Below are 13,442 nucleotides of genomic sequence, written 5' to 3'. Positions count from 1 at the left end.
CAGAAGTGAAACGCCGTAGCGCCGATGGTAGTGTGGGGTCTCCCCATGTGAGAGTAGGGAACTGCCAGGCATCAATCAAGAAGAACCCCGTACCGTAAGGTGCGGGGTTTTTTGCTTTTGTTTTTCTCCCTCTCCCTGAAACTTTCTCACCTTCGACTTGCAGGCTCGACATTCATACCATTTCTGGGTATCGTTAGCTGTCTGGATGTCTAAACGTTTATACGTATATTGTGAGGAAGTAAGGTTATGCCGATTCGGGTGCAGGACGAGCTACCAGCCGTCAATTTCTTACGTGAAGAGAACGTCTTCGTGATGACGGCTTCACGCGCGACAGGTCAGGAAATTCGCCCGCTGAAGGTTCTCATCCTCAACCTGATGCCGAAAAAGATTGAGACGGAGAATCAGTTTCTGCGTCTGCTGTCGAACTCCCCGCTGCAGGTCGATATTCAACTGCTGCGTATTGATGCCCGCGAGTCACGTAACACGCCCTCTGAGCATCTAAATAACTTCTACTGTAACTTCGAAGATATTCGGGGGGAAAACTTCGACGGACTGATTGTGACAGGCGCGCCGCTCGGTCTGGTTGAATTTAACGATGTTGCTTACTGGCCGCAGATCAAACAGGTGCTGGAGTGGGCAAAAGATCACGTCACGTCAACGCTGTTTGTCTGCTGGGCGGTACAGGCTGCACTCAACATTCTCTACGGTATTCCCAAGCAAACCCGCACTCAAAAGCTCTCCGGCGTATACGAACACCACATTCTTCATCCACACGCGCTGCTGACGCGTGGTTTTGATGACACCTTCCTGGCCCCGCATTCCCGCTACGCCGATTTTCCGGCCCAGCTGATTCGTGATTACACCGATCTGGAGATCCTGGCCGAAACGGAAGACGGGGATGCCTACCTGTTTGCCAGTAAAGACAAACGTATCGCGTTCGTTACCGGCCATCCTGAGTATGATCCCGATACTCTCGCATCAGAGTATTTCCGTGATGTCGAAGCGGGTCTTAATCCGGATATCCCGTACAACTATTTCCCGAAAAACGATCCGCAGAACAAGCCGAGGGCAACCTGGCGCAGCCACGGAAACCTGTTGTTCACTAACTGGCTCAACTATTACGTCTACCAGATTACGCCGTACGATCTTCGCCACATGAATCCGACGCTGGAGTAATCGTCTGCATTAAACGATCCTAAAGCGTTTCAGCTATTCAGATCAGGCACCTTCGGGTGCCTTTTTTATTACCGAAATCCTGTTCAACATACCAGGAAACTTTAACTCCATATTAATCATTATGTTGCGTTGTAATTAAAATTAAAATGGAAATTGTTTTTGATTTTGGAAAAATTATAGATAGTCTTAATCCTGCTGAGCGAAAACTACACAACGATCTTTCGTTCGCATTGGGGGCGTGATTTTGGATCTTTGATGAGGAGCAGAACGATGACTCAACAGGCAACCACGGTCGATGAATTGACCTTTACCCAGCCGAATGGTGAGCAAGAACAGCAGGTTTTGACGGCCGAAGCGGTAGAGTTTCTGACTGAGCTGGTGACCCGCTTTACGCCGCAGCGCAATAAGCTGCTGGCGGCACGCATTCACCAACAGCAGGAAATCGATAACGGCAAGTTGCCAGGATTTATTTCGGAAACTGCTTCCATTCGTCGTGGTGAGTGGAAAATCCGCGGCATTCCTGAAGATTTACAGGATCGTCGCGTTGAGATCACTGGTCCGGTAGAGCGCAAAATGGTGATCAACGCCATGAACGCCAACGTTAAAGTCTTTATGGCCGATTTTGAAGACTCGCTGGCCCCGGACTGGAACAAAGTTATCGACGGGCAGATCAACCTGCGCGATGCCGTCAACGGCACTATCAGCTACACCAACGAAGCCGGGAAAATCTACCAGCTCAAACCGAATCCGGCGGTGCTGATCTGTCGCGTACGAGGTCTGCACCTCCCTGAAAAACATGTCACATGGCGTGGAGAAGCCATTCCGGGCAGCCTGTTTGATTTCGCTCTCTATTTCTTCCATAACTACAAAAACCTGCTGGCAAAAGGTAGCGGTCCCTATTTCTATCTGCCAAAAACGCAGGCCTGGCAGGAAGCCGCCTGGTGGAGCGAAGTATTTAGCTACGCGGAAGATCGCTTCAACCTGCCGCGCGGCACGATCAAGGCCACGCTGCTGATTGAAACGCTGCCCGCCGTGTTCCAGATGAATGAAATTCTGCATGCCCTGCGCGACCACATTGTCGGCCTGAACTGCGGACGCTGGGACTATATTTTCAGCTACATCAAAACCCTGAAAAACTATCCCGATCGCGTACTGCCGGACCGCCAGGTCGTGACCATGGATAAACCCTTCCTGAGCGCCTATTCGCGTCTGCTGATTAAAACCTGCCACAAGCGCGGTGCCTTTGCGATGGGCGGCATGGCGGCCTTTATTCCGAGCAAAGACGCGGAGCGCAATAATCAGGTGCTCAACAAGGTGAAAGCCGATAAAGAGCTGGAAGCCCGTAACGGTCACGACGGCACGTGGATTGCCCATCCGGGCCTGGCCGATACGGCGATGGAGGTCTTCAATCGCGTACTCGGCGATAACAAAAATCAGCTGTTTGTCACGCGCGAAGAAGATGCCCCAACGGCTGAAGAACAGCTGCTGGCACCGTGTGCGGGCGAGCGAACGGAAGAGGGGATGCGTGCCAATATTCGCGTCGCGGTCCAGTACATCGAAGCGTGGATCTCCGGCAACGGCTGCGTGCCTATCTACGGCCTGATGGAAGATGCTGCCACGGCGGAAATTTCGCGCACCTCTATCTGGCAGTGGATCCACCATCAAAAAACGCTCAGCAACGGCAAGCCGGTCACCAAAGCCCTGTTCCGTCAGATGCTTGCCGAAGAGATGCGGGTCATCCAGGACGAGCTGGGCGAACACCGCTTCAGCAGCGGACGCTTTGACGACGCAGCGCGCCTGATGGAGCAAATCACCACATCAGATGACTTAATCGACTTCCTGACCCTGCCGGGCTACCGCTTCCTGGCGTAACTCACCACATAACAATATGGAGCATCTGCACATGAAAACCCGTACCCAACAAATCGAAGAATTAAAGAAAGAGTGGACTCAACCGCGCTGGGAAGGCATCCGCCGTCCTTACAGCGCGGAGGACGTGGTGAAATTACGCGGCTCGGTCAACCCGGAATGCACGCTGGCACAGAACGGTGCGGCGAAAATGTGGAAGCTGCTGCACGGTGGCTCCAAAAAGGGTTATATCAACAGCCTCGGTGCGCTGACCGGCGGCCAGGCATTGCAGCAGGCGAAGGCCGGCATAGAAGCCATTTACCTTTCCGGCTGGCAGGTCGCGGCGGACGCCAACCTGGCCTCCAGCATGTATCCGGATCAATCTCTTTATCCGGCCAACTCGGTACCGTCGGTGGTGGATCGGATCAACAATACCTTCCGCCGCGCGGATCAGATCCAGTGGGCCGCAGGCATTGAGCCCAACGATCCGCGTTTTATTGATTACTTCCTGCCGATCGTGGCGGATGCGGAAGCGGGCTTCGGCGGCGTGCTGAACGCCTTCGAACTGATGAAATCGATGATTGAGGCCGGTGCAGCGGCCGTTCACTTCGAAGACCAACTGGCGTCGGTGAAGAAGTGCGGGCATATGGGCGGAAAAGTTCTCGTCCCGACCCAGGAAGCGATTCAGAAGCTGGTTGCCGCGCGTCTCGCTGCTGACGTGCTCGGCGTGCCGACGCTGGTGATTGCCCGTACCGATGCGGATGCGGCAGACCTGATTACCTCTGACTGCGATCCGTACGATAGCGAATTTATTACCGGCGAGCGCACCAGCGAGGGGTTCTATCGCACGCATGCCGGTATCGAACAGGCCATCAGCCGCGGCCTGGCCTATGCCCCTTACGCCGACCTGGTCTGGTGTGAAACGTCCACGCCGGATCTGGCGCTGGCGAAGCGCTTTGCCGATGCGATTCATGCGAAATACCCGGGCAAACTGCTGGCCTACAACTGTTCGCCGTCCTTCAACTGGCAGAAAAAGCTGGATGACAAAACCATCGCCAGCTTCCAGCAGCAGCTGTCGGATATGGGCTACAAGTACCAGTTCATCACCCTGGCAGGCATCCACAGCATGTGGTTCAACATGTTCGACCTGGCGCACGCTTACGCGCAGGGTGAGGGCATGAAGCACTACGTTGAGAAGGTGCAGCAGCCGGAGTTTGCCGCTGGTAAAGACGGCTATACCTTTGTTTCTCACCAGCAGGAAGTGGGGACGGGCTACTTTGATAACGTGACGACCATCATCCAGGGAGGCGCCTCATCCGTTACCGCCTTAACGGGGTCAACCGAAGAAGCACAGTTCTAAACTTTTCCCCCTCTCCCCTCCGGGGAGAGGGACGGGGTGAGGGGGAATATATGTCGCGTGGCCTGGAATTGCTGATTGCCCAAACCATTCTGCAGGGCTTTGATGCCCAGTATGGCCGTTTTCTGGAAGTGACCTCCGGCGCGCAGCAGCGCTTCGAACATGCAGACTGGCATGCGGTTCAGCAGGCCATGAAGCAGCGTATTCATCTCTATGACCATCATGTGGGTCTGGTGGTGGAGCAGCTGCGCTGTATTACCGACGGTAAAAGCCCGGACGCGGCATTTTTACTGCGCGTGAAAGAGCATTACACCCATCTGTTACCCGACTACCCTCGCTTCGAGATTGCGGAGAGCTTTTTCAACTCCGTCTATTGCCGGTTATTTGACCACCGCTCATTATCTCCTGAGCGGTTATTTATCTTCAGCTCCCAGCCTGAGCGCCGCTTCCGTACCATTCCGCGTCCGCTGGCGAAAGATTTCTTTCCCGATCGCGGGTGGGAAAAGCTCCTGCATCGCATCTTAACGGATTTGCCGCTGCGCCTGCCGTGGGAGAACAAGCTCCGGGATATCGGCTATATCCATGCGCATCTTCGTGAAACCTACGGCGAGGAGGTGCTCAGCCGCAGCCATTTGCAGGTGGCCAACGAGCTGTTCTACCGGAATAAGGCCGCCTGGCTGGTGGGCAAACTGGTTACGCCGACGGCCATTGTGCCGTTTCTGTTGCCCATTCACCGTACCGACGACGGCGAACTGTTTGTCGATACCTGCCTGACCACCAGCGCCGAGGCCAGCATCGTGTTTGGCTTCGCCCGCTCCTATTTCATGGTGTACGCCCCGCTGCCTGCCGCCCTGGTGGAGTGGCTGCGCGAGATCCTGCCGGGCAAAACTACCGCCGAGCTGTATATGGCGATTGGCTGTCAGAAGCATGCCAAAACGGAAAGTTACCGGGAATACCTGCGCTATGTCACCGCGGCGGATGAGCAGTTTATCGAAGCGCCAGGTATCCGCGGCATGGTGATGCTGGTCTTCACGCTGCCGGGCTTCGACCGGGTCTTTAAGGTGATAAAAGACAGATTCGCCCCGCAGAAAGAGATGACCGCCGCCCACGTCCGCGCCTGCTATCAGCTGGTAAAAGAGCACGATCGCGTCGGGCGAATGGCCGATACCCAGGAGTTTGAAAACTTTGTGCTGGATAAGCAGCAGATCGATCCGGCGCTTATGTCGCTGTTAATGCAGGAAGCGCCGACGAAAATCACCGATCTGGGCGATAAAATAGCGATTAGCCATCTCTATATTGAGCGCCGTATGGTGCCGCTCAATATCTGGCTGGAACAGTCAGAGGGCCAGGCATTACGTGATGCCATCGAAGAGTACGGCAACGCTATCCGCCAGCTCGCCGCCGCCAATATCTTCCCTGGCGATATGCTGTTTAAAAACTTCGGCGTCACCCGGCACGGGCGGGTGGTGTTCTACGATTACGATGAAATTTGCTACATGACCGAGGTGAACTTTCGCGATATCCCGCCGCCCCGTTACCCGGAGGATGAGCTCTCCAGCGAGCCGTGGTACAGCGTTTCGCCGGGCGATGTGTTTCCCGAGGAGTTTCGCCACTGGCTGTGTGCGGACCCACGCATCGGGCCGTTATTTGAAGAAATGCATGAAGATCTGTTCCACGCCAGCTACTGGCGCGGGCTACAAACGCGGATCAAAAATGGGCACGTGGAGGATGTGTACGCTTACCGCCGCAAGCAGCGGTTTTGTGTGCGGTTTAACGAATCCCACCGTACGCCAGCGTCACCTCTTTCGCGGCCTTAATCACCAGCGCGCCCAGCTCGGTCACCCGGTCGTCGGTCATACGTGAGATGGGGCCAGAGATGGAGATCGCAGCAAACGGCTCGCGATGTTCGTCGAAAATACAGGCCGCGAGGCAGCGCAGCCCAAGGGCATGTTCTTCGTCATCAAACGAATAGCCGCGCTTGCGGGTCAACGCCAGATCTTCTTTCAGATGCACCGGCGACACCAGCGTGGCGTGGGTATAGGCGTGCAGCCCTTTTCGGTGCAGCAGCCCGGTCACCTGCTCTTCGCTCAGCTGCGAGAGAAACGCTTTCCCCGCCCCGGAGGCGTGCATCGGCAGCTTGCCGCCAATCGGCGCGGACATGCGCATCAGCTGCGTGCACTGCACCTGGTCGATGATAATCGCCTGGTGGTCGCTCTGGTCGAGCACCGCAAGGTTCACCGTCTCGCCGGACTCCTCCATCAGCTTGCGCAGGATCGGGTGAACAATCGCCAGCAGGTTACGGCTCTGAAGGAAGCTGCTGCCCACGATAAACGCATGCGCGCCCACCGCCCAGTGCCCCAGCTCGCCGACCTGGCGGACAAAGCCCAGCTGCTGCATGGTGGTCAGCAGGCGGTGCGTGGTGGAGTTCGGCAGGCCAGCCTGCTGGGCCAGCTCCGTCAGGGCCACGCTACCGTGCGACTCGGCTATCCACTCCAGCAGCTTCAGACCGCGCGTCAGGGATTGAACCTGTCCGCCGGGTTGTGCAGCGGCGGTGGCGGCAGGTTTTCTGCCGCGTTTGGCGGGAACGGTCGCGACCATGACGATCTCCTTTTTCTGTATCGTGGAAATCATTTTCGTTTTATTTGGTGAATTTGCAACCGCTTTCCTGACTGATCGGAGGAGTGATGGTGAACATGTCTCATGTTACCGCGGCGTGACTTTTCCACCCTGCGAGATTGTGCCAGTATGGAACGCAGCCTTTTGGCCTTGTTGAGCGTTGTCGGGAGCAAGTGTGAGCAGCAAAGTAGAGCAACTGCGTGCGCAGTTAAATGAACGAATTCTGGTGCTGGACGGCGGTATGGGCACCATGATCCAGGGCTATCGTCTGAGCGAAGACGATTTCCGCGGCGAGCGCTTCGCCGACTGGCCCTGCGACCTGAAAGGGAACAACGACCTGCTGGTGTTGAGCAAACCGTCCGTCATCAGGGATATCCACAACGTCTACTTTGAAGCGGGTGCGGATATTGTAGAAACCAACACCTTCAACTCGACAACCATCGCCATGGCGGATTACCAGATGGAATCCCTGTCGGCGGAGATCAACTATGAGGCGGCCAGGCTCGCCCGCGCCTGCGCCGACGAATGGACCGCCCGTACCCCGGATAAACCGCGCTACGTTGCCGGGGTGCTTGGCCCGACCAACCGCACCGCGTCAATTTCACCGGACGTAAATGATCCGGCGTTTCGTAATATCACCTTTGACCAGCTGGTTACGGCGTATCGTGAATCGACCAAAGCGCTGGTGGAAGGTGGCTCCGACCTGATCCTGATTGAAACGGTGTTCGATACCCTCAACGCCAAAGCCGCGATATACGCGGTGAAAGAGGAGTTTGAGGCGCTGGGCGTTGACCTGCCGATCATGATCTCCGGCACCATCACCGACGCCTCCGGCCGCACCCTGTCCGGCCAGACAACCGAAGCGTTTTATAACTCCCTGCGCCACGCCGACGCGCTCTCCTTCGGCCTGAACTGCGCGCTGGGACCAGACGAACTGCGCCAGTACGTGCAGGAGCTTTCGCGCATCGCCGAATGCTACGTTACCGCGCATCCGAACGCCGGTCTGCCGAACGCGTTTGGCGAGTACGATCTGGATGCTGACACCATGGCGGCGCAAATCCGCGAGTGGGCCGAGTCAGGCTTCCTGAACATCGTCGGCGGCTGCTGCGGCACCACGCCGGAGCACATCGCCGCCATGAGCCGCGCCGTGGACGGGCTGCCGCCGCGCAAGCTGCCCGAGCTGCCGGTTGCCTGTCGCCTTTCCGGCCTGGAGCCGTTGACCATCGGCGACGACAGCCTGTTTGTGAACGTGGGTGAACGTACCAACGTTACTGGTTCCGCTAAATTCAAGCGCCTGATCAAAGAAGAGAAGTACAGCGAAGCGCTGGACGTCGCCCGCCAGCAGGTGGAAAGCGGGGCGCAGATTATCGATATCAACATGGACGAGGGGATGCTTGACGCCGAAGCGGCGATGGTGCGTTTCCTCAACCTGATTGCCGGTGAGCCGGATATCGCCCGCGTGCCGATCATGATTGACTCCTCCAAGTGGGAGGTCATCGAAAAAGGGCTGAAGTGCATTCAGGGCAAAGGCATCGTTAACTCCATCTCGATGAAAGAGGGCGTGGATATCTTTATCCACCACGCGAAGATGGTGCGCCGCTACGGTGCGGCCGTGGTGGTGATGGCCTTCGATGAGGTGGGCCAGGCCGACACCCGCGAGCGCAAAATTGAGATATGCCGCCGCGCGTACAAAATTCTGACCGAAGAGGTGGGCTTTCCGCCGGAAGACATTATTTTCGACCCGAACATCTTTGCCGTCGCGACCGGCATCGAAGAGCACAACAACTACGCCCAGGACTTTATCGGCGCGTGTGAAGACATCAAGCGCGAGCTGCCGCATGCGCTGATCTCCGGCGGCGTGTCGAACGTCTCGTTCTCGTTCCGCGGCAACGACCCGGTGCGTGAAGCGATCCACGCCGTGTTCCTCTACTACGCCATCCGCAATGGGATGGACATGGGCATCGTCAACGCCGGACAGCTGGCGATTTACGACGATCTGCCTGCCGAACTGCGCGATGCCGTAGAGGACGTGATCCTCAACCGTCGCGACGACGCCACCGAGCGCATGCTCGACCTGGCGGAAAAATACCGCGGCAGTAAATCGGATGAATCGGCCAATGTTCAGCAGGCCGAGTGGCGTTCCTGGGACGTGAAAAAGCGTCTGGAATACTCGCTGGTGAAAGGGATTACCGAGTTCATTGAGCAGGACACCGAGGAGGCGCGTCAGCAGGCAGCCCGCCCGATTGAGGTGATCGAAGGGCCGCTGATGGACGGCATGAACGTGGTTGGCGATCTGTTCGGCGAGGGCAAGATGTTCCTGCCGCAGGTGGTGAAATCCGCTCGCGTCATGAAGCAGGCAGTGGCTTATCTTGAACCCTTCATCGAAGCCAGCAAAGAGAAGGGCTCCAGCAACGGTAAAATGGTTATCGCCACCGTGAAGGGCGACGTGCACGACATCGGCAAAAACATTGTTGGCGTGGTGTTGCAGTGTAATAACTACGAAATTATCGACCTTGGCGTGATGGTTCCGGCGGATAAAATCCTCAAGACCGCGCGCGAAGTGAACGCCGATCTGATTGGCCTCTCCGGCCTGATTACGCCGTCGCTCGACGAAATGGTCAACGTGGCAAAAGAGATGGAGCGTCAGGGCTTCACCATTCCGCTGCTGATTGGCGGGGCGACCACCTCGAAAGCGCACACGGCAGTGAAGATCGAGCAGAACTACAGCGGACCGACGGTTTACGTGCAGAACGCCTCGCGCACGGTGGGCGTGGTTTCCGCACTGCTCTCCGAGACTCAGCGCGACGAGTTTGTGGCGCGCACTCGCCAGGAGTACGAAACCGTTCGCGTGCAGCACGGGCGCAAAAAACCGCGCACGCCGCCGGTGACGCTCGCTGCCGCACGCGATAACGACCTGGCCTTTGACTGGGCAAGCTATACGCCGCCGGTCGCGCATCGTCTGGGCGTGCAGGACGTGACGGCCAGCATCGAGACGCTGCGCAACTACATTGACTGGACGCCGTTCTTTATGACCTGGTCGCTGGCGGGCAAATATCCGCGCATCCTCGAAGATGAAGTCGTAGGCGAAGAGGCGAAGCGTCTGTTTAAAGACGCCAACGATATGCTGGACACGCTGAGCGCAGAGAAAACCCTCAACCCGCGCGGCGTGGTGGGGCTGTTCCCGGCGAACCGCGTGGGTGACGACGTGGAAATCTACCGCGATGAAACCCGCACCCACGTGCTGGCCGTGAGCCATCACCTGCGGCAGCAAACCGAAAAAGTGGGCTTTGCCAATTACTGCCTGGCGGATTTCGTTGCGCCGAAGCTGAGCGGGAAAGCTGACTATATCGGCGCCTTTGCGGTAACCGGCGGTCTGGAAGAAGACGCCCTGGCGGACGCGTTTGAAGCGCAACACGATGATTACAATAAGATCATGGTGAAAGCGATTGCCGACCGCCTGGCGGAAGCCTTTGCTGAATACCTGCACGAACGCGTACGTAAGGTGTACTGGGGTTACGCGGCGAATGAGAACCTCAGCAACGAGGAGCTGATCCGCGAAAACTACCAGGGCATTCGTCCGGCGCCGGGCTATCCGGCCTGTCCGGAACACACCGAAAAAGGCACTATCTGGAAACTTCTGGACGTAGAAGCGCATACCGGCATGAAGCTCACCGAGTCGTTCGCCATGTGGCCGGGCGCATCCGTGTCGGGCTGGTACTTCAGTCATCCGGACAGCAAGTACTTCGCCGTGGCGCAGCTGCAGCGCGATCAGATCGAAGATTACGCCCTGCGCAAAGGCATGAGCGTGTCTGAGGTAGAGCGCTGGCTGGCACCGAATTTAGGCTACGACGCGGACTAACGTCACTTTTCCTTACAACAAACAGGGCACCTCAACGGTGCCCTGTCTCTTTCTTACGTTTAAACCCTTATACTTAATCATAAAATCTATAACGATAAGGAGAACCCACTTCCGTGCTGACGTTGTTACATCTGCTTTCGGCAGTCGCACTGCTCGTATGGGGCACCCATATTGTCCGCACCGGCGTGATGCGCGTGTTCGGCGCGCGCTTACGTACCGTCCTCAGCGGCAGCGTTGAGAAGAAGCCGCTCGCCTTCTGCGCGGGGATTGGCGTCACGGCGCTGGTGCAAAGCAGCAATGCCACCACCATGCTCGTCACCTCGTTCGTGGCGCAGGATCTGGTCGCGCTCGCCCCGGCGCTGGTGATCGTGCTGGGTGCTGACGTCGGTACCGCGCTGATGGCGCGTATCCTGACGTTCGATCTCTCCTGGCTGTCGCCGCTGCTGATTTTCATCGGTGTGATCTTTTTCCTTGGCCGCAAGCAGACCCGGGCCGGGCAGCTTGGCCGCGTGGGCATTGGCCTCGGGCTGATTCTGCTGGCGCTGGAACTGATTGTGCAGGCGGTGACGCCTATCACCCAGGCGAACGGCGTGCAGGTCATCTTCGCCTCGCTGACCGGTGACATCATGCTGGATGCGCTGATCGGGGCAGTGTTTGCCATCATCAGCTACTCCAGCCTGGCCGCCGTGCTGCTGACGGCCACGCTCACCGCCGCGGGCGCGATCTCCTTCCCGGTGGCGCTGTGTCTGGTGATCGGCGCTAACCTCGGCTCTGGCCTGCTGGCGATGCTCAACAACAGCGCGGCCAATGCTGCCGCCCGCCGCGTGGCGCTGGGGAGTTTGCTGTTTAAGCTGGTGGGCAGCCTGATTATTCTGCCGTTTGTCCATCCGCTGGCAAACCTGATGGACAACCTCCCGCTGCCGAAAGCGGAGCTGGTGATCTACTTCCACGTCTTCTATAACCTGGTGCGCTGCCTGGCGATGGTGCCGTTTGCCGCGCCGATGGCCCGCTTCTGCGAGCGTCTTATCCGTGATGAACCGGAGCTGGATGCGCGCCTTAAGCCGAAGCATCTGGATACCTCCGTGCTGGACACCCCCGCGCTGGCCATCGCCAACGCCGCCCGCGAAACGCTGCGCATGGGCGACGCCATGGAAACCATGCTCGAAGGGCTGCAGAAGGTGATGCACGGCGAGCCGCGCGAGGAAAAAGAGCTGCGCAGGCTGGCGGACGACATCAACGTGCTTTATACCGCCATCAAGCTCTATCTGGCGCGTATCCCGCAGGACGAACTGGCGGAAGAGGAGTCCCGCCGCTGGGCGGAAATCATTGAGATGTCGCTTAACCTGGAGCAGGCCTCGGACATCGTTGAGCGTATGGGCAGCGAAATCGCGGACAAATCCCTGGCCGCGCGTCGGGCGTTCTCCGTGGAAGGGCTGAAGGAGCTCGAAGCGCTGCACGAAAAGCTGGTGAGCAACCTGAAGCTGGCGATGTCGGTGTTCTTCTCCAGCGACGTACCGAGCGCGCGCCGCCTGCGCCGCAACAAGCATCGTTTCCGCATTCTCAACCGTCGCTACTCGCACGCCCACGTTGAACGTCTGCACCAGCAGAACGTGCAGAGCATCGAGACCAGCTCCCTGCACCTGGGGCTGCTGGGGGATATGAAGCGTCTTAACTCGCTGTTCTGCGCAGTGGCGTATAGCGTGATGGAACAGCCGGATGAAGACGACGAGCGGGATGAGTATTAATCTCTGAAAGCGCCTCGCAGATCCTCTCCATGAGGCGTGACCAAACTCTACTGAAAACGTAACGTCACGCCACAGGTCATAAGCAGACCTGTGGCGTGAGACAATGTAATCTTTTATGTATAAAATTTTATACAGGGATGTGGTATGCTGTCAGAAAAACCAGCAATGAGACCCATTGCATGGATGGGGAGTGCCTTCGATGATTTGCTCGGCTTCCCGGAGGAAATCCGGCGGGAAGCAGGGTATCAGCTACATCGATTACAGGCTGGATTAGAGGCGGCAGACTGGAAGCCGATCTCAGAGATTGGCAAAGGCGTTGCAGAGATACGGCTACGCGGTGACACGGGCGCATACCGAATCATCTATTTGGCTCGTTATGAGGATGCTGTTTACGTACTGCATTGCTTTAAGAAGAAAACGCAGCGGACATCAGGCCATGATAAATACATAGCAAAGGCACGTTTTCAGGCGGTGCTTGATGCTCGGAGAGGATGAAAATGGGAAGACGCGTTGATACAAAAATTCGGCATGTGACAGCTTCAGAAACGAACATTTTTGCTGAGCTGGGTTTTGAAGAAAGTGAAGCTAAACAGTTGCACGAAAGTGCCGAAAAAGAGGTTGAGCAGTTGCTTGCCATCAAGCGGCAACTGATGCAGGAAATTTCCTCGTGGATTGCGGAGAATAAACTGCGTCAGACTGACGCTGCCGCCAGGCTAAACGTCTCTCGTCCCCGCGTGTCTGATGTCGTGAACCTCAAAACCAGTAAGTTCACCCTTGATACGCTGATCATGATGTTATGTAAACTTGGAAAACCCGTCTCAGTTACGGTCGGCTAATCTTT

9 protein-coding genes are annotated in these 13,442 nt (G+C 57.1%); 8 read left to right on the top strand and 1 reads right to left on the bottom strand.

Annotation, left to right across the window (positions count from 1 at the left end; genetic code table 11):
• Positions 1-246 precede the first annotated feature (246 nt).
• The 4 genes from metA (at position 247) to aceK (ending at position 6,198) form a co-directional block, all read left to right on the top strand.
• The gene (gene metA / locus ACTJI7_RS16625) at positions 247-1,176 is read left to right on the top strand and encodes a homoserine O-acetyltransferase MetA (protein WP_045631510.1); all 930 of its coding nucleotides are present in this window, start codon (positions 247-249) and stop codon (positions 1,174-1,176) included.
• 270 nt (positions 1,177-1,446) lie between these two features.
• Positions 1,447-3,048: a malate synthase A gene (gene aceB, locus ACTJI7_RS16620; protein WP_047362605.1), complete on the top strand. Its 1,602-nt coding sequence runs from the start codon at positions 1,447-1,449 to the stop codon at positions 3,046-3,048.
• 31 nt (positions 3,049-3,079) lie between these two features.
• Positions 3,080-4,384, top strand: a complete 1,305-nt coding sequence (gene aceA, locus ACTJI7_RS16615) for an isocitrate lyase (RefSeq protein ID WP_028015114.1) — start codon at positions 3,080-3,082, stop codon at positions 4,382-4,384.
• A 50-nt stretch (positions 4,385-4,434) separates the two neighbouring features.
• Entirely contained in the window at positions 4,435-6,198 is a 1,764-nt protein-coding gene (gene aceK, locus ACTJI7_RS16610) for a bifunctional isocitrate dehydrogenase kinase/phosphatase (RefSeq protein ID WP_048998345.1), read from the top strand.
• Here the strand turns inward: aceK and iclR are convergent.
• Positions 6,152-6,979 (bottom strand): glyoxylate bypass operon transcriptional repressor IclR, encoded by an 828-nt coding sequence (gene iclR / locus ACTJI7_RS16605; RefSeq protein ID WP_074148023.1) that lies wholly within the window; start codon positions 6,977-6,979, stop codon positions 6,152-6,154. The genes aceK and iclR overlap by 47 nt on opposite strands.
• 193 nt (positions 6,980-7,172) lie before the next feature.
• On the opposite strand from iclR, the gene metH reads away from it, so the two are divergent.
• The 4 genes from metH (at position 7,173) to ACTJI7_RS16585 (ending at position 13,437) form a co-directional block, all read left to right on the top strand.
• Positions 7,173-10,856: a methionine synthase gene (gene metH / locus ACTJI7_RS16600; RefSeq protein ID WP_063155635.1), complete on the top strand. Its 3,684-nt coding sequence runs from the start codon at positions 7,173-7,175 to the stop codon at positions 10,854-10,856.
• Between the two features lie 113 nt (positions 10,857-10,969).
• Positions 10,970-12,601 (top strand): Na/Pi cotransporter family protein, encoded by a 1,632-nt coding sequence (locus ACTJI7_RS16595; RefSeq protein ID WP_063155636.1) that lies wholly within the window; start codon positions 10,970-10,972, stop codon positions 12,599-12,601.
• Positions 12,602-12,745: 144 nt separating this feature from the next.
• A complete protein-coding gene (locus tag ACTJI7_RS16590; protein ID WP_048959325.1) occupies positions 12,746-13,096 on the top strand; it encodes a type II toxin-antitoxin system RelE/ParE family toxin in 351 nt (116 codons plus the stop codon).
• A gap of 2 nt (positions 13,097-13,098) precedes the next feature.
• Positions 13,099-13,437, top strand: a complete 339-nt coding sequence (locus ACTJI7_RS16585) for a helix-turn-helix domain-containing protein (RefSeq protein ID WP_032655712.1) — start codon at positions 13,099-13,101, stop codon at positions 13,435-13,437.
• Positions 13,438-13,442: the final 5 nt, after the last annotated feature.

The organism is Enterobacter sp. 22499 (assembly GCF_052044815.1).
GTDB classification, from domain to species: Bacteria; Pseudomonadota; Gammaproteobacteria; order Enterobacterales; family Enterobacteriaceae; genus Enterobacter; species Enterobacter bugandensis.
The sequence above is the reverse complement of the archived record's forward strand: the minus strand, read 5'-3'. Positions and strand labels throughout refer to the sequence as shown.

Coding starts and splice junctions, on each gene's coding strand:
- metA (WP_045631510.1), top strand. CDS start 247: ATGCCGATTCGGGTGCAGGACGAGCTACCAGCCGTCAATTTCTTACGT.
- aceB (WP_047362605.1), top strand. CDS start 1,447: ATGACTCAACAGGCAACCACGGTCGATGAATTGACCTTTACCCAGCCG.
- aceA (WP_028015114.1), top strand. CDS start 3,080: ATGAAAACCCGTACCCAACAAATCGAAGAATTAAAGAAAGAGTGGACT.
- aceK (WP_048998345.1), top strand. CDS start 4,435: ATGTCGCGTGGCCTGGAATTGCTGATTGCCCAAACCATTCTGCAGGGC.
- iclR (WP_074148023.1), bottom strand. CDS start 6,979: ATGGTCGCGACCGTTCCCGCCAAACGCGGCAGAAAACCTGCCGCCACC.
- ACTJI7_RS16590 (WP_048959325.1), top strand. CDS start 12,746: ATGCTGTCAGAAAAACCAGCAATGAGACCCATTGCATGGATGGGGAGT.
- ACTJI7_RS16585 (WP_032655712.1), top strand. CDS start 13,099: ATGGGAAGACGCGTTGATACAAAAATTCGGCATGTGACAGCTTCAGAA.